This window comes from Mitsuokella jalaludinii DSM 13811, from assembly GCF_000702905.1.
Lineage (GTDB): Bacteria > Bacillota > Negativicutes > Selenomonadales > Selenomonadaceae > Mitsuokella > Mitsuokella jalaludinii.
This window is the reverse complement of the sequence record NZ_JNKR01000003.1, coordinates 1-22346: the sequence shown is the minus strand read 5'-3', so window position 1 is coordinate 22346 and position 22346 is coordinate 1. Positions and strand designations below refer to the sequence as shown.

The 22346-nt window shown below is 58.0% G+C and carries 20 protein-coding genes and 1 pseudogene; 2 read left to right on the top strand and 19 right to left on the bottom strand.

Translation table 11 applies throughout. The features are described 5' to 3' along the window. Positions 1-27 precede the first annotated feature (27 nt). From T518_RS03350 to typA, 8 genes are all read right to left on the bottom strand, one after another. A complete protein-coding gene (locus T518_RS03350; RefSeq protein WP_244881921.1) occupies positions 28-1626 on the bottom strand; it encodes a ribonuclease J in 1599 nt (532 codons plus the stop codon). Between the two features lie 433 nt (positions 1627-2059). After that, a complete protein-coding gene (locus tag T518_RS03345; RefSeq protein WP_081828404.1) occupies positions 2060-2851 on the bottom strand; it encodes a class I SAM-dependent methyltransferase in 792 nt (263 codons plus the stop codon). A gap of 25 nt (positions 2852-2876) precedes the next feature. Next, complete coding sequence (gene mutL, locus T518_RS03340; protein WP_036375181.1) at positions 2877-4847, bottom strand: DNA mismatch repair endonuclease MutL; 1971 nt, start codon at positions 4845-4847, stop codon at positions 2877-2879. After that, positions 4844-7441: a DNA mismatch repair protein MutS gene (gene mutS, locus T518_RS03335; protein WP_036375178.1), complete on the bottom strand. Its 2598-nt coding sequence runs from the start codon at positions 7439-7441 to the stop codon at positions 4844-4846. The genes mutL and mutS overlap by 4 nt, the downstream gene beginning before the upstream one ends. Positions 7442-7515: 74 nt before the next feature. Then, entirely contained in the window at positions 7516-8847 is a 1332-nt protein-coding gene (miaB, locus tag T518_RS03330) for a tRNA (N6-isopentenyl adenosine(37)-C2)-methylthiotransferase MiaB (RefSeq protein ID WP_172674695.1), read from the bottom strand. Positions 8848-9049: 202 nt separating this feature from the next. Beyond that, positions 9050-10510: a beta-Ala-His dipeptidase gene (gene pepD / locus T518_RS03325; RefSeq protein ID WP_036375176.1), complete on the bottom strand. Its 1461-nt coding sequence runs from the start codon at positions 10508-10510 to the stop codon at positions 9050-9052. A 109-nt stretch (positions 10511-10619) separates the two neighbouring features. After that, a complete protein-coding gene (locus tag T518_RS03320; protein WP_051652179.1) occupies positions 10620-11159 on the bottom strand; it encodes a cell division protein SepF in 540 nt (179 codons plus the stop codon). Positions 11160-11330: 171 nt separating this feature from the next. Then, the gene (gene typA, locus T518_RS03315) at positions 11331-13151 is read right to left on the bottom strand and encodes a translational GTPase TypA (RefSeq protein ID WP_036375170.1); all 1821 of its coding nucleotides are present in this window, start codon (positions 13149-13151) and stop codon (positions 11331-11333) included. A gap of 263 nt (positions 13152-13414) precedes the next feature. Here typA and gltS point away from each other — a divergent pair, with 263 nt between their 5' ends. Then, entirely contained in the window at positions 13415-14668 is a 1254-nt protein-coding gene (gene gltS, locus T518_RS03310; RefSeq protein WP_036375168.1) for a sodium/glutamate symporter, read from the top strand. 155 nt (positions 14669-14823) lie between these two features. Next, positions 14824-15234 carry an amino acid-binding protein gene (locus T518_RS03305; RefSeq protein ID WP_036375165.1) on the top strand — a complete coding sequence of 137 codons (411 nt, stop codon included), beginning with the start codon at positions 14824-14826 and terminating at the stop codon, positions 15232-15234. Positions 15235-15329: 95 nt separating this feature from the next. Here T518_RS03305 and T518_RS03300 read toward each other — a convergent pair whose 3' ends face one another. From T518_RS03300 to T518_RS03265, 11 genes and pseudogenes are all read right to left on the bottom strand, one after another. Continuing rightward, positions 15330-16352: a 3-deoxy-7-phosphoheptulonate synthase gene (locus T518_RS03300; RefSeq protein WP_248617147.1), complete on the bottom strand. Its 1023-nt coding sequence runs from the start codon at positions 16350-16352 to the stop codon at positions 15330-15332. A gap of 171 nt (positions 16353-16523) precedes the next feature. Further along, on the bottom strand, positions 16524-16988 hold the full coding sequence (locus T518_RS03295; protein ID WP_036375159.1) for a YbaK/EbsC family protein: 465 nt from the start codon (positions 16986-16988) through the stop codon (positions 16524-16526). A 94-nt stretch (positions 16989-17082) separates the two neighbouring features. Next, positions 17083-17244, bottom strand: coding sequence for a hypothetical protein (locus T518_RS12160; protein ID WP_169737570.1), 162 nt, complete (start codon positions 17242-17244; stop codon positions 17083-17085). Positions 17245-17258: 14 nt separating this feature from the next. Beyond that, positions 17259-17897 carry a hypothetical protein gene (locus tag T518_RS11340; RefSeq protein ID WP_162177195.1) on the bottom strand — a complete coding sequence of 213 codons (639 nt, stop codon included), beginning with the start codon at positions 17895-17897 and terminating at the stop codon, positions 17259-17261. A 173-nt stretch (positions 17898-18070) separates the two neighbouring features. Continuing rightward, on the bottom strand, positions 18071-18850 hold the full coding sequence (locus tag T518_RS03285; protein ID WP_248617146.1) for a 5'-methylthioadenosine/S-adenosylhomocysteine nucleosidase: 780 nt from the start codon (positions 18848-18850) through the stop codon (positions 18071-18073). Positions 18851-19026: 176 nt separating this feature from the next. Next, positions 19027-19452 (bottom strand): hypothetical protein, encoded by a 426-nt coding sequence (locus T518_RS03280; protein ID WP_051652177.1) that lies wholly within the window; start codon positions 19450-19452, stop codon positions 19027-19029. A gap of 91 nt (positions 19453-19543) precedes the next feature. Continuing rightward, entirely contained in the window at positions 19544-20800 is a 1257-nt protein-coding gene (locus T518_RS03275) for an RNA-guided endonuclease InsQ/TnpB family protein (RefSeq protein WP_036375153.1), read from the bottom strand. A gap of 101 nt (positions 20801-20901) precedes the next feature. After that, positions 20902-21062, bottom strand: a pseudogene (locus T518_RS12305) (MerR family transcriptional regulator); the annotation flags it as partial. A gap of 136 nt (positions 21063-21198) precedes the next feature. Then, a complete protein-coding gene (locus T518_RS12430) occupies positions 21199-21489 on the bottom strand; it encodes a 4Fe-4S binding protein (protein ID WP_072003564.1) in 291 nt (96 codons plus the stop codon). 65 nt (positions 21490-21554) lie between these two features. After that, complete coding sequence (locus T518_RS03270; protein WP_282723381.1) at positions 21555-22010, bottom strand: PhzF family phenazine biosynthesis protein; 456 nt, start codon at positions 22008-22010, stop codon at positions 21555-21557. 25 nt (positions 22011-22035) lie between these two features. After that, on the bottom strand, positions 22036-22346 hold a 311-nt coding region (locus T518_RS03265; RefSeq protein WP_036375150.1), incomplete at its 5' end, for an IS30 family transposase.

Here is a 22346-nt window from a genome sequence, read left to right as displayed (position 1 = left end):
CAGATTCCATATGGTACGATGGTACGCTCAGACTTCCATGATGATTGGCAGGATCATCGGGCGGCGGCGCGTCTTCTCGAAGAGGTAGCGGCCCAGCGCATCGCGCACATTCGACTTGATGGCGGCCCACTCCTTGACCTTCTCGTCCTCGCAGCGGTCGAGTGCCTGCTGCACGCGTGCCGTGGCCTCGTCCATCAGCGCTTCAGACTCGCGCACATAGACAAAGCCGCGCGAGACGATGTCCGGCCCTGCGACGACGCGGTGCGTCTGCTTGTTCATCGTGACGACGACGATCAGGATGCCGTCCTGCGAGAGCTGGCGGCGGTCGCGCAGCACGATGTTGCCGACATCGCCGACGCCGAGGCCATCGACCATGACCATGCCAGCCGTGACCTTGCCGGCCACCTGGCCCTTATCGCGCGTGAACTCCAGGATCTGACCGTTCTCGCTGATGAAGATATTCTCCTTCGGCATGCCGAGCTCGCGCGCGAGGCGGGCGTGCTGCACGAGGTGATGGTACTCGCCGTGGACCGGGATGAAGAACTTCGGGCGCACGAGATTGTGCATGAGCTTGAGCTCCTCGCGGCTCGCATGGCCCGAGACGTGGATGCCCTGATTGCGGCCGTAGATGACGTTGGCGCCGAGCTTCATGAGGTTGTCGATCGTCTTCGAAACGAGCTTCTCGTTGCCCGGAATCGGCGTAGCCGAGATGATGACCGTGTCGCCCGGCACGATGCCGACCTTGCGGTGGTCGGACATCGACATGCGCGTCAGAGCCGACATCGGCTCGCCCTGGCTGCCCGTCGTGATGATGACCATCTGCTCCATGCGGTAGTTGTGGATCTCGTCGATATCGACAATCGTGCCTTCAGGCGCCGTGATGTAGCCGAGCTCGAGTGAGATGTTGACGACGTTGACCATGCTGCGGCCGAGCACGGCGACGTGGCGCTTGTAGCGCACAGCCGTGTCGATGACCTGCTGGATGCGGTGGACGTTCGACGAGAACGTCGCGACGATGATGCGACCGCGCGCATTGTGGAAAGCGCGGTCAAATGCCGCACCGACCGTGCGCTCCGACGGCGTATGGCCCTCGCGCTCCGAATTCGTCGAATCCGCCATGAGCACGAGGACACCGCGGTTGCCGAGGTCGGAGAAGCGGCGGAAGTCCGTCATCTTGCCGTCAATCGGCGTGTAGTCGAGCTTGAAGTCGCCCGTGTGCACGATCATGCCGACCGGCGTCTTGATGGAGAGGCCGACGGCGTCAGGGATCGAGTGATTGACGCGGATGAAGCCGACACTGAAGCAGCCGACATTGATGATGTCGCCCTGCATGACCGAGTGCAGGTTGCTCGAGTCAACGCCGTTCTCCTTGAGGCGGCCCTCGAGGATGCCGAGCGTCAGGCGCGTGCCGTAGACCGGCACATTGATTTTCTTGAGGACGTACGGCAGTGCGCCGATGTGATCCTCGTGGCCGTGCGTCAGCACGATGGCCTTGATCTTATCCTTGTTCTCGATGAGGTAGCTGATGTCCGGGATGACGAGGTCGATGCCGAGCATGTCCTCATCCGGGAACATCAGGCCCGAATCAATGACGAGAATCTCGTCATCCACGCGGATGACTGTCATATTCTTGCCGATCTCCCCCAGGCCTCCGAGAGGGATGATCTGTAATTTCTGTGCTCCTTTAGCCAAAAAGTACACCTCCAAAGTGTTTGCTGCATCTCATAGCAGAATGCAAATGCCAAATTTATGATACATCTTTATTTTGATATACGTCGTGTATAGTTGCTGGATAGAAATCCCCTATCGTCTCATTCCAACTCTTATGACGCGCTAAGGGGACGCTCCCCTGAACATGACAAGAAATCCGTGCTGCCTCGAACGATGCAAGGCATCTGTCATGATGAACGTCGCGCAGGAATGGTAGTATGAAGTTTTTATCCGATCAAATCATTCTTTTTTATTGTATCATCAAGAAGCACATAAATCAATGTAAAAAGACACTTCCCGCAGGAAGTGCCTCAAAAAAGTGTATCGGGAAACATCCTCAGAAGGATGCTCAGAGGATGCGCACGCCGTAGTGGACCTTGCTGTAGCGGCCGCCCATGATCTGCGTGAAGCCGAGCCGCTCGAACTCCAGGCTGCGCGCGTTCTCCTTGAAGACGACACGGCGCCTTGCGACACGGCAGGCCTCCTCGATCATCGCCGGCGAGACGGGTGCGTGGTTGGCCACCGTGCGCAGCGGCGAGAGACTGCGGCTCTCGAGCAGCGGATGCCGGAACATCGGATCGAAGTAGACGACGTCGACCGAGTCATCCTCCTGCTGCTTCAGGTACGAGAAGGCATCTGCGCAGACCGTCTCGATGCCGCGCATGGCCTCCTGTATCGGCCAGTTCTCCGCCTTGAAGTGCGCGAGGCCGTAGCCGACGACCGTCTCGATGAGCGGCTGCGACTCGATGCCCGTGACCTTTCCCTCCGGGCCCACGGCAAAGCTCGCGACGATTGCATCGGCGCCGAAGCCGAGCGTGCAGTCGAGCACGCTCATGCCGTGCGAAAGGCCCATGGCCTCGACCATGCGGTCGCCCGTGCCCGCGCTGCCGAAGCGCAGGTTCTTGAGGCGCAGATGCGCCATATTCGGGTGGAAGAAGAGATCGCCTGCCGGTGTCGAGAGCGTCAGCAGCCCCTGCTTCGCGATCAGGATGAAGTCGACCCCGTAGCGCTCGCGCAGGGCTTGGCCCGAGAGATTCGCGCGCGGCACATAGGGGATCTTCGCGTGCTCCGCCGCCCATTTTGCCAGGGAGACGGCATCATCCGTGCACTTGCGGCCCGTCGTTGCGATTGCCTGAACCATCGTATCATCCTCCAAATATATAAACTCAAAAGCCAAAGCCCGTGCGCTTGAACATCTTGGCCAGCTCTTCACTGCTGAACTTCAGGATGGTCGGGCGGCCGTGCGGGCAGGTGTAGGGGAACGCCGTGTGCGCGAGCGCATCGAGGATGATCTGCATCTGGCGGAAGCTCAATTCCTCGCCGGCCTTGATGGCCGCACGGCAGGCCGTCGTCGCGAGGCAGGCCTGGCGGATTTCCTTCGCCGTCGTCTCGTGCATGTCCATGAGATTCGTCAGGATCTCGCGGATGATATCCTCTGCCTCACTGACGGGCACATCGGCGGGCACCTCGATGAGGCGGAATTCCTGATTGCCGCTCATCTCCATATGGAAGCCGAGCGATGCAAAGAGCTCCTGATGCGACGCAACGAGCTCCGCCTCCTTGCGGTCAAAGCTCAAGATCTGGTGGACAAGCAACTGCTGCGACGGGATGTCGCCCGCCATCGCCGAGAACTTGTCGAACAGGATGCGCTCGTGCGCCGCGTGCTGGTCGACGATGTAGAGCCCCTTGGCGTCCTGCGCGATGATGTAGGTCAGGTCAACCTGGCCGATTGGCACGACCGAGCCATCGTACTGGAGGACCTCCCCTTCCTGGCATGGCGAAGCCTCTGCGTCGACACCGGACTTCATGGCCGGGGCCGACGATTCCGCCACCATGCCCGGGTGATCAAGAACGCTTGAGTCAGGCATCGCTGCCGCCCCGCGCTCCTCGCGCAGGCTTTGCTGCGCGGCCGAGAAGCCCGCCATAGTACGAGCAGAGATGGGCGCCGTGCGATGCACGGCCTCATAGATTGTTTTGGGCTGAGCTCGCTGCACCGCTGGCTGCCCTGCAGGGCGCGCCTCAGCCTGCGGCCACTGCGGGATGATGGGCTCAGCGAGCGGCTCTGTCGCCGGCACGAACTGCATGGGCTCCATCGTCACGTGCTGCTCCGGCTTCTCCACGACGGCAGCCACTTCGCCAAGGCCCCGCCCTGCCGGGCGGATGGCGTCGAGCACGGCCTTGTAGACGGCCTTGAAGACGCGGCTCTCGTCCTCGAATTTGAGCTCACTCTTCTGCGGGTGCACGTTGACATCGATCGTGCGTTGCGGCACCTCAATGCAGAGGACCGCCAGTGGGAAGCCGCTCTTCGGGATCAGAGACTTGTAGGCATTGTCGATGGCCTTGGCGATTGCGCGGTTCTGGATGATGCGCGAATTGACGATGTACGTCTGCCAGGCGCGGCTGCTCTTGAGCATCGACGGCTTTGTGATGTAGCCGGAGATCTTGATGTCCTCGTCCTCAAGCGTGAGCCCCAGGAGAGAGTCAGCTGTCTTTCCGCCATAGATGGCCTGTATCGTGTCGTAGAGGTTGCCCGTGCCAGGCGTCACGACGGACATCTTGTTGTTGTTGATGAAGTGGAACTCGATGTCGGGACGCGAGAGCGCGAGCTTGACGATGAAATCGTTGATGCGCGAGCCCTCCGTGTGATTCGTCTTGAGGAATTTCTTGCGCGCCGGCGTATTGAAGAAGAGGTCCTCTACCTTGACCGTCGTGCCGATATTGCAGCCCGCCTCGATGAAGTCCGGCTCCTTGCCGCCCGTGATGGTCACGCGCGTGCCGAGGTCGTCACCCTCGCGGCGCGTCAAGAGCGTGAAGCGCGAGACGGACGCGATCGTCGGCAGGGCCTCGCCGCGGAAGCCCAGCGTACCGACGGTATTGAGGTCACCGACTTCGCGGATCTTGCTCGTCGCATGGCGCAGGATCGCGAGGTGCGCGTCCTCCGCACTCATGCCCCGGCCGTTGTCCGTCACGCGCATGAAGCTCGTACCGCCCGCCATGATCTCGACTTCGATGCGAGTCGCGCCCGCATCCATCGCATTCTCGACGAGCTCCTTGATGACAGACGCCGGCCGCTCCACGACTTCGCCAGCCGCAATCTTGTTGATGGTATTGTCGTCAAGTACATGGATCATCGTCATGCTTTACCAGCCTCCCTCTTGGCCTGCTCCTGCAGGCGGTAGAGCTCATTCATCGCCTCGAGCGGCGTCATCGTCATGACATCGAGCGCGAGCAAGGTGTCGCTGAGGCTCGAGGCAAAGAGAGAGCCCATATCCTGTGCAGCAGGCTCGGCCTTTGCCGCACGGCCTTCCGCCTGCTCCGCTCTGGCAGCGGCCGTTGCGTCCGGCGCCTCCGCCTCGAGCATCGCGAGAATCTCCTCGGCGCGGCTCGTGACCGACTTCGGCAGGCCCGCGAGCCGCGCGACATGGATGCCGTACGACTTGTCGGCCGCACCGCGCACGATACGCCGCAGGAAGGCGACCTGGTTGCCGCGCTCCTTGACGGCCACGCAGAAATTCTTGATCTTATCATCCTCGAGGTCCGTGAGCTCGTGATAGTGCGTCGCGAAGAGCGTCTTGGCGTGGACCTTCTTCTCGATGTGCTCGATGACGGCGCGCGCGATGCTCATGCCGTCGAACGTGCTCGTGCCGCGGCCAATCTCATCGAGGATGACAAGGCTGTCCTTCGTCGCGTACTTGAGGATCTGCGCGACTTCATTCATCTCGACCATGAAGGTGCTCTGACCGCTGACGAGGTCGTCGCTCGCGCCAATGCGCGTGAAGATGCGGTCGACCGGCGAGATGGCGGCCTCGCGCGCGGGGATGAAGCTGCCGATCTGCGCCATGAGCGTCAAGAGAGCCACCTGGCGCATGTACGTCGACTTACCCGCCATGTTCGGTCCCGTGATCAGCATGATCTCGCAGTCCTTGTGGTCGAGATGCGCGTCGTTCGGCACGAAGAGGTCGCGCGTCAGGATGCGCTCGACGAGCGGATGGCGGCCGTCCTTGATGTCGATGACGCCGTCCGTCCGCATCGAGGGGCGCACGTAGTTGTAGGTGCTGGCCGCCTCCGCGAGGCTCGCGAGCACATCGACGAGCGCGATCTCATGCGCCGTCTGCTGGATCTCCGTCAGGTGCGCCTTGACTTCTTCGCGCACATCGGTGAAGAGATTGTACTCGATGTGGACGATCTTCTCCTGCGCGCCGAGGATCTTCGTCTCGAATTCCTTGAGCTCCTCCGTGATGTAGCGCTCAGCATTCGCGAGCGTCTGCTTGCGGATGTAGCGGTCCGGCACGCGGTCCGCACCGCTGTGGCGCACCTCGATGTAGTAGCCGAAGACCTTGTTGTAGCCGATCTTCAGCGCCTTGATGCCCGTCTGCTCCTTCTCGCGCTCCTCAATCTCCTGCAGCATCGCCTTGCTGTCGTGCGAGATGCGGCGGTACTCGTCGAGCTCCTCGTTGTAGCCCGTCTTGATGATGCCGCCCTCGCGCAGGCTGATGCCCGGGTCCTCGACAATCGCGCGCTCCAAGAGGTCGACGAGATCATCGAAGGTCTCCACCTTCGCCTCGGCCTGCTTGAGCATCGAAGACTTTGCCCCCTTCAGCTTCTCGCGGATCCCTGGCAGACAGCGCAGAGAGACCTTGAGCGCGATGAGGTCGCGCGCATTGGCCGTGCCGACCTCGATGCGCGTCAGGAGGCGCTCGAAGTCGTGGATCTCGCGGCAGCCGTCGCGCACGCCGCCGCGCAGCGAGAAATCACGGACGAGTTCCTCGACGGCATCGAGGCGCTGCGTGATGCCCGCGATGCTCAAAAGCGGGTACTCGAGCCACTTCTTCAGGAGGCGGCTACCCATCGCCGTCTCCGTGAAGTCGAGGACGTCTAAGAGCGTGTTCTTCTTGCCGCCGTCGCGCAGGTTGCGCGTGATCTCGAGATTGCGCAGCGTGTACGTGTCGACGACGAGATTCTCCGAGGCATCGAGGTACGCCAGCTGGTTGAGCTGCGTGAGGTCTGTGCGGACCGTCTCGTGCAGGTAGTCGAGCAGCGTCGCCACTGCCTCCTGCGCCTCTTCCTGCGCCGGTCGCTGCGCCGCCTCGAAGTGCTCGACGATGCGGTCCTCGACGTTGTGCGAGATCTCCGCAATCGGCGTGAACGAACAGTGCGGCAGGCGCAGAGCAGCGAACTCCTTGAGCGCATCTGCAAATGACGGCTCGCCGACAACGAGGAGCTCCGGCATCATCAGGCGGTAGAGTTCATCGAGGAGCATCTGCAGGCGGTTGCCGCCCTCGTAGATGCCGTAGAAGCACTCGCCCGTCGAGATGTCGGCACCGGCGAGCACGATCTTCTCGCCCGCTTCATAGATGAGCGCGATGTAGTTGTTCTGCGTCGCCTGCAGGGCCGACTCCGAGAGGATCGTGCCCGGCGTCACGACCTTGATGACCTCGCGCTTCGTCAGGCCCTTCGCCTTCGGGTCGCCGATCTGCTCGGCGATGGCCACCTTGTAGCCGCGCTTGACGAGCTTGTTGACATACGTCTCGGCTGCATGATACGGCACGCCGCACATCGGCGCATCCTGTCCTTTGCTGCGGCTCGTCAGCGTCAGGCCAAGCTCCTTCGAGACGAGCTTGGCATCTTCAAAGAACATCTCATAAAAATCGCCTAAGCGGAAAAACAGGATCGCGCCCGGATTCTGTTCCTTTGTCGCGAGATACTGCTGCATCATCGGCGTCATTTCCATCGATACGTACACCTCCTGGATAAAAGACGTGCTGACACGATGCCAGCACGCCTGTCATTTCTCTTATCGTTTTACTATACGCGCTCGCCCTTGAGGACCCAGGTCTGCGGGTGCGTGATGCGAACGTCGATGAAGTCGCCCGGCTTCTCGCCCGCATGCGCGAACAAGACAATCTTGTTGGTGCGCGTGCGGCCCATCCAGACGGATGCATCGTTCTTGCTTGGGCCTTCGACCATGACCTCCAGTGTCCTGCCGAGCAGTTTCTCGTTGATGGCGAGGCTGATCTCGTTCTGCACGGCCATGAGCGCATTCAAACGCTCCTTCTTGACCGACTCCTCGACCTGGTTCTCCATCGTCGCCGCGGGAGTGCCCGACCGCTTCGAGTAGATGAAGGTGTAGGCCGAATCGTAGCGGATCTCGCGCAGGAAGTCGAGCATCTGCTGGAAGTCCTCGTCTGTCTCGCCCGGGAAGCCGACGATGAGATCCGTCGTCAGGCTCACCTCAGGGATGGCCGCGCGGATGCGGCGCACGAGGTCGCGGTACGACTCCACCGTGTAGACGCGGTTCATCGCCTTGAGGATGCGGTTGCTGCCGTACTGGACCGGCAGGTGGATGTGCTCACAGAGATGCTCGCCGTCGCGTATGGCTGCGATGACCTTGTCGGAGAGGTCCTTCGGATGCGACGTCATGAAGCGCACGCGGCGGATGCCCGGCACTTCATCGACCATCTTCAGAAGATCCGCGAAGTCCGCAAGCTTGTGGTCCTTGCCATAGGAGTTGACATTCTGGCCGAGCAGCGTGACTTCCTCATAGCCGTTCTTCACGGCTTCCTCGACCTCGCGCACGATGTCCTCCGGCAGGCGGCTGCGCTCGCGGCCGCGCACGTACGGCACGATGCAGTACGTGCAGAAGTTGTTGCAGCCGTACATGATCGGCACCCAGGCCGAGAGGCTGCCCGCACGTGCGACCGGCACATCGTCCGGCAGTTCCGTCTCGCCGAGCTGGACATCGACGACGTGGCCGCGCTCCGCCTGGATCTCCTGCACGACGCGTGTGAGCTCGTGGACCTTGTTGGTGCCGAGCACGAAGTTGATGTGCGGTGCGCGCTTGATGAGCGCATCGCCCTCCTTCTGCGCCATGCAGCCCGTGATGCCGAAAATCAGCTCCGGGCGCTCGCGCTTGAGGCGCTTGATCTCACCGATCTTGCCGTAGACGCGGTCCTCCGCCGTCTCGCGCACGCAGCACGTGTTGATGAGGATGAGGTCAGCCTCCTCCATCGACTCCGTCCGCTCATAGCCGATCGTGCGGAGCTGTCCCATCATGCGCTCTGCATCGCTCTGGTTCATCTGGCATCCATAGACCAGGAGGTACGCATAGCGGTGCAGCTTGCCATCTATCATGTTCATACGTTCTTTTCCGTCCTTTTCTTTGCTGTCTATCTCATAATCAATGCTTTATTGTATCAAAAATGGGCTCGCTTGTCCATGACACAGGCCATAGAGGAACGGCAATACAAAGATGCCGCACGGAGGAGCTTTCCCCATGCGGCATCAACTATATGTGGTCTATCTCTGTCAGATCTGTCTCACAGCGCTGGCAGATACCGGCTCAAAGCACGGCAATCTTGTGCAGTGTCTCGACGATGAGGTCGACCTGCGGCTTGACCGTCGCGAGCACAAGATGCTCCTTCGGGCTGTGGATGTCCTTCGTCGTCACACCAATCGAGACCATGTCGAGCTGCGGGTTCTTGCGGAAGTGCCAGCCGCACTCGAGTCCAGCGTGGATCGTCTCGACCTTCATCGGCTTGCCGTTCTGCTCAGCAAACGTCTCTGCCACAATCTTGGCGAGGCGGCTATCCTTGTTCTCCTTCCAGCCCGGCGACTGCGTGCCGATGTGCGCCGTGAAGCCCGTGAGCTCTGCGACCGTCTCAGCGTACTGACGGAACTCGTCGAGCTTCTGGTCGACGGCCGAACGCGGGAAGAACTGGACTTCCACCTCGTCCGCCGTCATGTTGACGACGCCGAGGTTGGCGCTCGTCTCGACGAGCCCCGGGATGACCGTCGACATTGCGTAGACACCCGTGTGCAGGATCGTCAGGAGGTTCAGCAGGCGCTTTGCATCGCCCGCCGTCAGGACCTGCTGCGGCGCCTCGACGCTCGTCAGCGGCACGAGGATCTGCGGCTCGACATTGCCGTACATCTTCTTGAAGCGCTCCTGCTGGTCTTTGATGACCGCCTCAATCTCTTCTTTCGGGAGATCCGTGACAAAGACGGCCGCCGCATCGTTCGGGATGGCGTTGCGCGCCTTGCCGCCATCAAAGGATGCGAGCTCGACCTCGCCTTTCGCCTGCAGTGCTGTCAGAATCATCGCGAGCGTGCGGATGGCATTGCCGCGGCCGTCGCCGATGCGCTCGCCGGAATGGCCGCCGAGCAGCCCCTTGACCTCGATCTTCCAGGCGAAAGGCGTCTCAGGCTCCACGCGCTTTAGCGCACGCGTGAAGTCGAGGTCGACGCTGCCCGCGCTGCCGACTGTCAGCTCATCGTAATTCTCGCTGTCGCAGTTGATGAGGAACGAGGCATCCTTGAGATGCTCTGCCGAGAGGCGGATGGCCCCCTTCATGCTCTGCTCCTCATCTGTCGTGACGATCAGGCGCAGCGGGCCGTGGTCCTTCGCCGTCTTCATGATGTAGATGGCCTCTGCCACGCCGATGCCATCGTCCGCGCCGAGGCTCGTGCCCTCAGCCGAGAGGTACTCCTCCGTGCGCACGAGCTTGATGGGATCCTTGAGCGGATCGTAATCATAGCCTTCTTCCGCCACGCAGACCATGTCCATGTGGCCCTGCAGGATGGTCAGCGGCGCCTTCTCGAAGCCAGCCGTCGCCTTCTTGTCCGCGATGATGTTGTTCGCCTCGTCCTGCATGACCGTAAAGCCGAGCTCGCTGAGATACGACTTCAGGAAATCGCTGACAGCCTGCTCGTGACCGGATTTGCGCGGGATAGCAGCCAGCTTGGCAAACTCCGCGAGCACGCCCTCGAGCACCTCGTTCTGTCCTTCATGGTTCTTGTTCATCAAAATTCCCCTTTTCTGGTGTTCTGGTTCTCTTTTATCTACTGCAACATAAAACAGCCTGCCCCTTGAGGCAGGCTGGCATGAATCCGTGGTTCTATTGGATCAAGTATCAGTCCTTGAGTTCTGCCGGCATCGCTTCTGCGACATCGACGCCTTCCGGTGCGTAGAGCACGATCTGCTCCGAGATGCGCTTTGCGCAGCCGTTGACGATATAGCAGGCACCGTTGACGAAGTCACAGATGCGACGCTGCTCTTCAGCGGCAACGCGCTCGTAGTTGACAACAGCAGCCTTGCCGGCCTTGAGATTGTCCGCGATGTCCGTGACCTGGTCAAAGTTCTCCGGCACGTAGATCTGGACGCGCAGCTCCGGGATCTTCGTCGTGTGGACCGTCAGCTGCGGGTGCTGCACGCGCGCGCGGGTGCGGAGAGACGGTGCAGGCTCCTGTGCCTCCGTGCGCTCGACATAGATCGAGTCGCCGCCCGAGACTTTGTACTCCTGTGCTGCCGCATGAGACTGCCTAGCCGAAACCTGCTGCTGTTTCTTCTCGCCAGCAGCTTCCTTGCTATCCTCTACCTCTACGTCTTCCCACGGCATCAATACATCGATGAGGCCCTGGAACTTGCCTTTGATCGTCTCCATCCCACTCATAACATCTCGTCCTTCCACCTGAATTCATATTATCCACACACACATGTGTATAAAACTGGATTTAACTATCAACATGATAACACATTTCGACAGAAATTGCAAAAAACCTGCCGAAAAATTTCATTTCCGACAGGTTTTCTCTCATTTTTATTCTTATTGCGAAGTGCCGAATCAGCCCTTGCGCGCGTTCTTGGCGTTGCGGCCGCGGATCGTGCGGTCGAGGATAGCCTTGCGCAGGCGGATGTGCTCTGGCGTGACTTCGACGAGCTCATCGCTGTTGATGTACTCGATGGCCTGCTCGAGCGAAAGGATGCGCGGCGGCGTCAGGCGGATGGCCTCATCCGAAGAAGACGTACGCATGTTGGAGACGTTCTTCTTCTTGCACGGATTGATGTCGATATCGTTCTCGCGGGAGTTCTCGCCGACAATCATGCCTTCGTAGACCTGCTCGTTCGGTCCGATGAACATCGTGCCGCGATCCTGCAGCGTGTAGATGCCGTAGCCCGTCGTCTCACCCTGCTCGAAGGCGACGAGGGAGCCGCGTGTACGGCCCGGGATGTCACCCTTGTACGGTGCATAGCCGTGGAAGACGTGGTTCATGATGCCGTTGCCCTTCGTGCTCGTCAGGAGCTCGGAGCGGAAACCGATGAGGCCGCGCGCCGGGATCGTGAACTCGAGGCGCATGTAGCCAGCCGTCTCCGTCATGTTCGTGAGCTCAGCCTTGCGCGTGCCGAGGCCTTCCATGACAGCGCCCATGTACTCCTGCGGTACCTCGACCGTCAGGTTCTCGATTGGCTCGCAGAGCTGGCCATTGATCGTCTTGTAGACGACTTCCGGTTTGCCGACCTGCAGCTCGTAGCCCTCGCGGCGCATCTCCTCGATGAGGATCGAGAGATGCAACTCGCCGCGACCCGATACCTTGAAGACATCCGGCGAATCCGTCTCTTCGACCTTCATGGCGACGTTCGTCTCAACTTCCTTGAACAGGCGGTCGCGCAGATGGCGGCTCGTGACGAACTGGCCTTCACGGCCGGCGAACGGGCTCGTGTTGACACCGAACGTCATAGAGAGTGTCGGCTCGTCGATGCGGATGGCCGGCAGTGCCTCCGGCTTCTCAGCGTCAGCGACCGTGTAGCCGATGCTGACATCACCGAGACCCGTCAGTGCGACGATCTCGCCCATCTTGGCTTCCGGCACTTCGATGCGTTGCATGCCCTGATAGACAAAGACCTTGCCAATCTTCGCGCGGATCTCCTGATCGCCGTTGATGAGCACGACATTCTGATTTGTGCGAGCCGTGCCGCGGCTGATGCGGCCGACAGCGACGCGGCCGACGAAGGCATCTGCCTCGAGCGTCGTGACCATCATCTGCAGCGGGCCGTCCGGATCGCCGTGCGGAGCCGGGATTTCCTTGACAATCGTCTCCATCAGCGGCTCGAGGTTCGTGCTGTCATCGTCCATGCTGTACTTCGCAATACCATCGCGAGCCGTCGCGTAGATGACCGGGAAGTCGAGCTGATCGTCATCGGCATCGAGTTCCATGAAGAGCTCGAGGACCTCATCGTAGACATCGTCCACGCGCTGGTTCGGCTTATCGATCTTGTTGATGACGACAATCGGCTTCAGCTTCTGCTCCAGGGCCTTGCGCAGGACGTACTTCGTCTGCGGCATCGGGCCTTCGAATGCATCGACGAGCAGGAGAACGCCGTCGACCATGTTGAGGACACGCTCGACCTCGCCGCCGAAGTCAGCGTGGCCCGGGGTGTCGACGATGTTGATCTTGATGCCGTTGTACATGATGGCCGTGTTCTTCGAAAGAATCGTGATGCCGCGCTCGCGCTCGATATCGCCCGAGTCCATGACGCGTTCAGCCACCTGCTCATTCGAGCGGAATACATGGCTCTGCTTCAGCATGGCATCGACCAGCGTCGTCTTGCCGTGGTCGACGTGTGCAATGATCGCGATATTGCGGAGCTTATCATTAGTCATCATACTCATTCTGTGTAATCTGCCTCCTATAAAAGAAAAGGGATACCTGTCGTATCCTCACTTGCAAACTAAAATTACTCACTTATTATACATGCTTTCCCCGCGTAATGCAATAGATTTCCGAAGGCTGCCGCGCGCGGCCGTGCAAAATACTTTTGTGCAACCTATAACAAAAGTGTTGTATCTCCAATGATTTTTTGGTATGATAATAGCCACGTTACAGATTTACACGTAGGCAAGAATACTCAGCAAAGGAAGTCCCCATCATGAACATCGATCTCAACATCTACCAGACACTCGCTGCCGCCACGGCGGTCTACTACATCGGCGTACTCCTGCGCCTCAAGATTCCCTTCCTGCGCCGCTACTGCATCCCGGCCCCTGTCATTGGCGGCATCCTCTTCGCCATCCTCAACGACATCCTCTACGTCAACGGCATCTGGACGTATCGCCAGGATACCGTCATGCAGAACGTCTTCATGATGCTCTTCTTCACGAGCATCGGCTACACGGCCAGCATCAGCCTGATACGCAAGGGCGGCTCGCTCGTCGCCAAGATGGCCGTGCTCACCGCCCTCCTGATCCTGTGCCAGAACGCCATCGGCATCGCCCTGGCGCACGTCTTCGACCTGAGCCCGCTCATGGGGCTCGCGACGGGCTCCATCCCGATGGTCGGCGGACACGGCACATCCGGTTCCTTCGGCCCTGTCCTTGAGAGCGTCGGCCTCGACAACGCGACGACGATTGCCTTTGCCGCTGCCACCTTCGGCCTCGTCTCCGGCAGCCTGCTCGGCGGCCCGATGGGCGAATTCCTCGTGCGCCGCTACGGCCTCACGAGCGTCGCCGAAGAGGAGCGCCTCGACCCAGCCAACACGAGCGACGAGCTCGAGAAGCTCGAGCAGGCCGCCCACGGCGAGCGCAAGGCCATCGACGAAGAGAAGCGCGCGGGGCAGAGCATCAACAACTACCGCTTCATGAACGCCCTCGCGCACCTGCTCATTGCCATGGGCCTCGGCACCGTCATCAGCCAGCTCTTCATCAGCGCCGGCCTCGTCTTCCCGAACTACATCGGCTCCATGCTCGTAGCCGCCATCATCCGCAACATCTCCGACTACACGCACGCCTACAAGATCTACCAGCGCGAGAGCGAAGTCCTCGGCAACCTCGGCCTGACCATCTTCCTCTCGTGTGCCCTCATGAGTCTCAAGCTCTGGCAGCTCTCCGACCTCGCCATCCCGATGATGGTCATGCTGCTGAGCCAGGTGCTCTTCCTCGCGCTCTTCGCCAAGTTCCTGATCTTCCGCGTCATGGGCCGCAACTACGAGGCCGCCGTCATGGCAGCGGGCACCTGTGGCTTCGGCCTCGGCGCCACGCCGAACGCCATCGCCAACATGTCCGTCATGGTCGAGCGCTTCGGCCCAGCCCCGACCGCCTTCTTCGTCATCCCGCTGATCGGTGCCCTGATCGTCGACTTCGTCAACTCCTCCATCGTGACCGTGCTGCTGAACCTCCTCGCCTGAATGATGAGCCAGCTTCATGTAACAACATTACACCTTATCTGTGCAAGGCCTTTGCGTTCTGGCAGGCGTTATGATAGAATGGACATAGCAATCGTAGCAATCGCTATATTCATCGTTCATCAACTTCAAGATTCACAAAAGGAGATCACGACTCTATGCTCAATCAAGTTTCTGTATTCGCCGAAAACACAAAAGGCGCTCTGCGCAAGATGACGGCTGTGCTCGCAGCAGCGGACGTCAACATCTACTCCATGCTCGCCAGCGACAGCGCTGAGTTCGGCATCATCCGCCTCGTCCTGACGGACCCAGAGCGCGCACTCGCCGAGCTCAAGAAAGCCGGCTACCAGTGCCACATCGACAAGGTCATCGCCGTCGAGATGGGCGACACGCCGGGCAGCCTCGACGCGATTCTCAAACACCTTGAAGAGGCCAATGTCTCGCTCGACTACCTCTACATCTCCTATGACCGCCAGGCCAGCCAGCCGGTCGTCATCTTCAAGACGCAGGAGCCAGAGGCCGAGACATTCCTGCGCGGCAAGGGCTACAAGCTCGTCGACAAATTCTGATTCAGTTCAAGCACTCAGAAAAAGGAGCCTGCCACACAATCTGTGGCAGGCTCCTTTTGACTCTGATTCGGTTATCTGATTGGCCAGTAGCGCAATCAGAGCATCTCCGCGAGGTCGAAGATGAGCTGCTGCGTCTTGTCCCAGCCGAGGCACGGATCCGTGATGGACTTGCCGTACGTGCCCTCGCAGATCTTCTGGTCACCGTCCTCGATGTAACTCTCAATCATGAGGCCCTTGACGAGCGTGCGGATATCCGACGAGATCTTGCAGCTGTTGACGACATCCTTCGCGATGCGGATCTGCTCGAGATACTTCTTGCCCGAGTTCGCATGATTCGTGTCGACAATGACAGCCGGGTTCACGAGATTGCGCTTGTGGTATGCCTCGCAGAGCGAGCGCAGGTTCTCGTAGTGGTAGTTCGGCAGACTGTTGCCGAAGCTGTCGACATAGCCGCGCAGGATGGCATGCGCCAGCGGGTTGCCCTGCGTGCGGACTTCCCAGCCGCGGAACAGGAACTCCTGCGAGTGCTGTGCCGCTTCAATCGAGTTGAGCATGACCGAGATATCTCCCGACGTCGGGTTCTTCATGCCGACCGGGATGCCAATGCCGCTCGCAATCATGCGGTGGAACTGATCCTCGACGGAGCGCGCGCCGACAGCTGCGTACGACAGCAGGTCTGACAAGTAGCGGTAGATCTCTGGGTAGAGGATTTCCTCTGCACACGTGAAGCCCGTCTCACGCACGACGCGCGCATTCATCTCGCGGATCGCGATGATGCCGCCGAGCATGTCCTCCTTGCCCTCCGGATCCGGCTGATGCAGCATGCCCTTGTAGCCGATGCCAATCGTGCGCGGCTTGCTCGTGTAAAGGCGCGGCACGATGAAGATCTTGTCTTTGACCTGCTCCTGAACCGGCACGAGGCGATGCACGTAGTCGAGTACAGCTTCCTCGTTATCTGCCGAGCACGGACCGATGACGAGCAGGAAGCGGTTGTCCTTGCCCGTGATGATGTCCGCGATCTCCTTGTCGCGCTGCACCTTGATCTTCTTGACACGGTCATCTATCGGAAACTGCTCCATGAGCTCCTGCGGTGTCGGTAACTTACGGATGAATTCCATTTGCATTTCCATTCAACTTGCCCCTCTCTTAGCTGTGATGCCTTCCATTATATCATAGATTCCGAGATATCCATAGCAAATCTGCGGCATCCATCCGCATCCTCACGAAACATTTTTCAGCAAACGGCGCCCGTTTCCACTCGACAGACATAAAAGTCTCGCCGTCAAACATCATCTCTTCGCAACATCGACCCATCCCTCTGCCGGTATGATGCGAAAAAGCTCCTCCGGTGTCAGGCGCACGGCACTGTGATCATTTCCCGCAGCGGGATAGACCGTCTCAAAGCGGTGCAGCGATCCATCGAGGTAGACCGGCACCCCCTCTTTGATTGCGAACGGGCAGACGCCGCCCGGCGCATGACCGATGAATGACTCCACCTGGTCGAAGGGGATCATGCGCCCTTTCTTATGGAACGCCTCCTTGAAGCGGTGGTTGTCTACGCGCACATCCCCCGCGAGGACGACGAGCAGCGGCGCGCCGTCCACGAGGAATGACATCGTCTTGGCAATGTGCCCAGGCTCCACGCCAAGCGCCTGTGCCGCCAGTTCCACCGTCGCCGTCGACGCCTCAAACGTGATGACGCGGTCCGCCATCCCCTTCTGCTCCAAAAACGACAGGACTCTCTCGATTGACATAGCGATTCTTCTTTCTGACTGAACTTTAGCTTCGATGTAAATTTGTAAATTTCGTATTGCAGTTACATTCGCCAGACAGCCGCGAAATCCTGCCTCAGCCCTTCTTCTTTTTGCCAAACAGCAAGTCGAGCACCATGCGACCGACCTTGCGCTCGACGCCCGACTTCGTCGTCGGGATACCCGTCTGCCGCGCAAACTGGCGCTTCGCATTCGTGATGCCGAGCAAGGTCTTCCAGCTGAACCCACCCTTATTCATGCGATTCACCTCCATCAGAATCCGCCGTCGTCGCCGCCATAGTCATCACCACCGCCATAATCGCCGCCATCATAGCCGCCACTGCAGTCATCTCCACCGTAGCCACCATAGTCATCATCATAGTCAGAACCGGAATAGTCGCCATAGCTGCCGTAGTCGTCATTGCCGTAATCACTGTAATCCGACTGACCATTCCCATAATCGTTGTCATCGTCGACCGACCAGTCAGCATCCCAGTCGACACCGTCGTCGCTCAGGCCATCGTCATCCGCATCATGGTCATCGGGATCCTCAGTGGCATCGGCCTGATCATCTGCATCGTAGTCGTCTGCAACATCACTGTAACCATCCATATCATCTGCATCATAGTCATCCGCATCGTATGTATCTGCATCCAACTGCTGCTGTGCGCGCTGCGCCGCAGCCATCTGGTCGAGTTGCGCCTGCTGCGCCTCCGCATCGTGATGATGCATCAGCGCCGCGCCAGCCACAGCACCGGCCACCGCCGCTGCCGCCGCCATACGGCTGTCGTGCTGCCGGTTCAGCATATTCTGCCGATGGATTTTCGCCAGTTCCCGACACTGCTCCGCCGTCAAACGCGGCCCAGCCACAGCCGTCCGCGATCCCCCCTGCGGATGCACCTTCTTCTCCATGGGTGCTGCCGACAAATCCCGCTTCTCCTCCGGACGAGCCGAGACACTTTCCACCGGCTTCGACGCCTTGCTCCTCTGCAGTCGATTCCTCAAGAATACAGCTGCACCGACAACCAGCACAACAAGCAATACCGTACCCATACCCATGCAAAACATCTCCAATCTAAAACATCTTAAAGTGCTCCAATGCAAGACACGTCGAGCCAATATTCTCGCAGCAACGCGAGTACAAACTCTTGACATACAGGTCCAGTCCCAAGATCCCATGGATCTTGGTTCAACAAGATGCTATTCGAGATGATGCGCACATCGAGAAATGGCACATCGAATGATTGGCAGACCTGCGCGACAGCATCTCCCTCCATCTCCTCTGCCAATGAGCCATAGAATCCATGCAGGAAATCGATGCGATCCACTTCACAGTTCCAGCTGTCGCACGTCGTGATGGTTCCCTCGACTACCCTGCCATGTTCGTACCTTGCAGCAGCACGACGGGCAGCAGCAAGCAGAGTGGGGCTTCCCTCATGATAGACCTCCTGCAGGAATTCCTTCCGATCCTTGTCCCAAGCAAAGACACCGAGCTGTTTCAGCCCGCGGTAATCGACTCCCGCGCCAGCCGCGCGATAATACGTCTGCCAGGCAGAAGAATTTGCTGTCCGCGCCCCGAGCACGATGTCGTAAACAGACAGCGATGCATCATGGGCGCCAGCCATTCCCTGGCTGATGATTGCCTGAGGATGATACCGTGCAATGGCAAGCGCCGCCAAAGCTGACGCATTGGCCATGCCCCACTGCGTCTCACAGACTACAAGCCCATGTCCTTCAAATACTCCACGCGCACACCGGAATGGCCCAAACGGCTCCTCCCGGACTTCCGTCATCTGGTCGATGATATGCTGCGTCTCCACGCTCATCGCACCTTGGACAACAATCGGACCTTGTTGATTCTTCACAAAACACATCCCCTAACACAACGACCCCTACCTACTCTAACAATCAAAAAATTCGAGATGTATAGCCAAAAGTCCTGCAACAACGTCTCGTGGTGTAAACAATGAGAGTATCTTGCGCCAAAAATGTGCATCAAAAAAGCTCCGCTGCATGAGCAGTGGAGCTTTGACGGTTCATTTTATTTGAGCAGTCCTGCCTCGTAGACAATGAAGAGAATGGTAAAGCCTGCAAGATACAGGAAGCCGAAGACACCGAGCCAGAACAGGCCGCCCGTGACTTTATGCGCTCCGCTCCGCACGAGGGAGAAGTTCAACAGCGCAAAGAACGGCGTCGAAACAAAGGAGCAGATCATCGCGAAGTAGAGAAGCGTTGCCACATCGCTCATGAATCCGGCAATGATGACAATGCCGACAAGGGACGTGACCGTCATCCAGATATTGAGGTTGCGAGCCGAGCTCTGATCCTTTTTCATCAGGAGGCGCAGCGCCTCATTATTGGCACGGGAATACCCATCGATAACGGTGAGCGTCGTGCCGAACATGCAGAGGAACGCGATCACGGCAATGAGCAGTTTGGACCAGTCGCCGATGGCGAATGCGTACATCTTGATCAGCTGGCCGACGTTATATTTATTATAAATACCAAATAATGATATTCGTATTTTTAATAAATTTCGCTGTTCACTCTTTCTCACATCAGGCACAGCCGGAGCCGCGGCGAGCGCTCATCGAAAGAGTTACTACAGCTGGGCGCAACGCTACGCCCTCTATCCCGTCTGCGTTCACATTCGGGAATACTTTTCGCATGATCTGGTAAGCACCATTGACATCGGCATTGATGCGTTGGCCATCGTTTGCCAAGAACAGGCCGCGATGAACCCGGCGTGATTTGTCATAGCAGGCTTTGATCGGTGCCTCGTCATCCAAGAAGGAAGTGCCACTCGTATAGCTCTCCTCAGTCAGCACGACCTTCATGCCGATTGACTCGGCCTTGTACTGCAGCATCTGGATGAAGCGGGCGAAAGGCAGCTGCACAAAGCTCTGGTTGACTTTGCGCCCAAGATTCGCTTCCTGTTTCCAGCCCTTATTCTTGCCGATGACCAGTACCGACACGTCCTGCCCCGCGCACAAGTCGATGACCTTGCGACTCGCTTTGTGCAGGTAATCCTCGACCTTGCGATTACGCTTCGCTGTGAGCCGCGCGATTCGCTTCGATGAATGGACGCCATTCATCCGCTCACAGATGCTCCTGCGCTTGGCCATCTGCTTGTTGTAGTACTGGTTGACTGACTTGAGCGGCGTCCCCTTGAGCAGGACAGGTCGCTCGCCTGTGTTCCAGGCCAGTGCCGCGAGATTGTCGACGCCGATGTCGATGGCGGCGTATCTTCCATTGTTCTCTTTCTCCTCGACCTCTGGAATCTCATAGACGAGTTCCAGATCGATTTCCCCGCCATGCGGGATGATGCGTGCCTGTTTGAAGACAGCATCAGGCTGACTGACAAAGATGGCCTTTACCGTGAACCCTTGGAAGGTCTTGGGAAAACGGATGATTCCGTCCTTGAGCTTGCAGTTCTGGTTCGTCAGCACCAGCGGGAAATAGCCGTCCTTCGGCTTGTACTTCGGCAGTTTTGGCCGTCCCTTGTACTTCTCGGGATGGGCCTTCCAGTCCTTGAGGGCCGCGAAGAACGATGTCCAGTTCTTATCTAAAATGCGGAGTGTCTGCTGCGCCGTCTGCGCAGTCGGCATCTCCCGATAGTCGGGGTAGTCTGCGTCCCCCTTCAGCAAACGGTCGACTTCGCCATAGCGCAGCCATTTGCTATCCTTGATGAACGCCTGACGGATCAGGAAGTTCCCATGATTGTAGAGGTTCTTGGAACGATGGCAGAATTCGCGCAGCATGGCGTAGAACGGTGACGAGGGTTTAAGCCGATGGTGTTCCACTCGTTTCATCATCCTCTATCGCCTCCTTGATCTTCTGCAGCCTATTGCGATTGGAATACAGCTTCATAGAGTAGCAATGCAACAGGCTCACGATATCCTCGAAACTTCTTGATTTTGCGCTTCACATCTTTTTTGAGGAACTTGTAGACATCTTCCTCGTTGTAGTCGTAATGGCCGTTTGGCATGACATGGACACGGATAATCCTGTCTTGATATACTTCGTGAGCGGCGGCCTAGAAACCTGCAAGATGCGAAGAACATCTTTAGCAAACATATGGAACTCACCTCCCTCTATAGATAATTATAACATATTTTAATATAATCATCTTTGTATTTTATGTCGTTAATTTTATATTTTTACTATATAATCAGCTCCTTTACGTCCAGAATTCTGTCTGTTAAATCCCGATTTATAAGAACAATTCACATTCTTTTCGGAATGAACAAGCCTTTTTAATTGCCATTCCCGCAACTGCCGTCATGAAGCCACTTACCTTCCGAGCATGCTTTGGACAGACAGCTACGCACCGCATACATGAAATACATTTACTTTTATCTGTCATTTTGGGATTTTTCCTGTCAATCACTCCTGCAGGACATGTATCTGCACATAGTCCACATGCAGAGCATGAAGCATTTGCTTTTGGGCTCAGACCTGCACTGGATTCCTTATACGGTCTATTCCCTGGAATCTCTGGCACAGGTTCGTTATTACTTTCAGTTTTTTTTAATATTTGATTCGAATATATCGAAGCATACACTGAAATTACTCTACAAACAATTCATCGACCGAGTAAAGCGCTGCTTTACCAGCCATATAGATCTTTTTTCCTTCACGCCGACAATAAAGTGTCCCACCGCGTTTGGACGCCTGATATGCTATCAGCTTGTCTTTACCAAGCAAATCTGCCCAATAAGGGATGATATGACAATGGCCCGATCCACAAACCGGGTCTTCGGCAACACCCAGTTTCGGAGCAAAACTGCGAGAAACACAATCTGTATCCATTCCCGCGGCAGTAACATGAAGAAGCAAGCCAGCTATCTGTTTTACTCTTTCCAGATCCGGTGTAAGTTCTCGTACTGTCTTTTCATCCTCCATCACGCAAAGCAAATCCCTTCCCATGAAGGCTTCAAGTGGTCTGGAACCAAGAGCCTGTTCCATTTCGTCTGTCACTTCCACTGGCACCAGGTCATAAGCCGGAAACTCCATTTCCAGCAGATCCGCTTCTTTTGTTGGCGAATTGTCAAGCTAAGTGCAACACCTTTGAGAAATAGACCTCATATGGTGTTTTGTAGCCAAGGCACTTCCTAGGGCGCAGGTTCAACTCATGGTACTTCCGTTGGATGTAATCCTCTGGCGTATCCGTGATGTCCTTGCCTTTCGGGAAGAACTCCCGCAGAAGCCCATTGGTATTCTCGTTGGTCCCGCGCTCCCATGGATGGTGCGGAGCAGGAAAGTAGAACGTCACACGCTTCAGTTCCTTGCTGAGTTGAGCATGTTTCGAGAATTCCTTTCCGCGATCTGGCGTGACCGAAAGATGCGGCTGCCCCGAGA

Coding starts and splice junctions, on each gene's coding strand:
- T518_RS03350 (WP_244881921.1), bottom strand. CDS start 1,626: ATGACAGTCATCCGCGTGGATGACGAGATTCTCGTCATTGATTCGGGC.
- T518_RS03345 (WP_081828404.1), bottom strand. CDS start 2,851: ATGGTTCAGGCAATCGCAACGACGGGCCGCAAGTGCACGGATGATGCC.
- mutL (WP_036375181.1), bottom strand. CDS start 4,847: ATGACGATGATCCATGTACTTGACGACAATACCATCAACAAGATTGCG.
- mutS (WP_036375178.1), bottom strand. CDS start 7,441: ATGGAAATGACGCCGATGATGCAGCAGTATCTCGCGACAAAGGAACAG.
- miaB (WP_172674695.1), bottom strand. CDS start 8,847: ATGAACATGATAGATGGCAAGCTGCACCGCTATGCGTACCTCCTGGTC.
- pepD (WP_036375176.1), bottom strand. CDS start 10,510: ATGAACAAGAACCATGAAGGACAGAACGAGGTGCTCGAGGGCGTGCTC.
- T518_RS03320 (WP_051652179.1), bottom strand. CDS start 11,159: ATGAGTGGGATGGAGACGATCAAAGGCAAGTTCCAGGGCCTCATCGAT.
- typA (WP_036375170.1), bottom strand. CDS start 13,151: ATGATGACTAATGATAAGCTCCGCAATATCGCGATCATTGCACACGTC.
- gltS (WP_036375168.1), top strand. CDS start 13,415: ATGAACATCGATCTCAACATCTACCAGACACTCGCTGCCGCCACGGCG.
- T518_RS03305 (WP_036375165.1), top strand. CDS start 14,824: ATGCTCAATCAAGTTTCTGTATTCGCCGAAAACACAAAAGGCGCTCTG.
- T518_RS03300 (WP_248617147.1), bottom strand. CDS start 16,352: ATGGAATTCATCCGTAAGTTACCGACACCGCAGGAGCTCATGGAGCAG.
- T518_RS03295 (WP_036375159.1), bottom strand. CDS start 16,988: ATGTCAATCGAGAGAGTCCTGTCGTTTTTGGAGCAGAAGGGGATGGCG.
- T518_RS12160 (WP_169737570.1), bottom strand. CDS start 17,244: ATGAATAAGGGTGGGTTCAGCTGGAAGACCTTGCTCGGCATCACGAAT.
- T518_RS11340 (WP_162177195.1), bottom strand. CDS start 17,897: ATGGAGAAGAAGGTGCATCCGCAGGGGGGATCGCGGACGGCTGTGGCT.
- T518_RS03280 (WP_051652177.1), bottom strand. CDS start 19,452: ATGTACGCATTCGCCATCGGCGACTGGTCCAAACTGCTCATTGCCGTG.
- T518_RS03275 (WP_036375153.1), bottom strand. CDS start 20,800: ATGATGAAACGAGTGGAACACCATCGGCTTAAACCCTCGTCACCGTTC.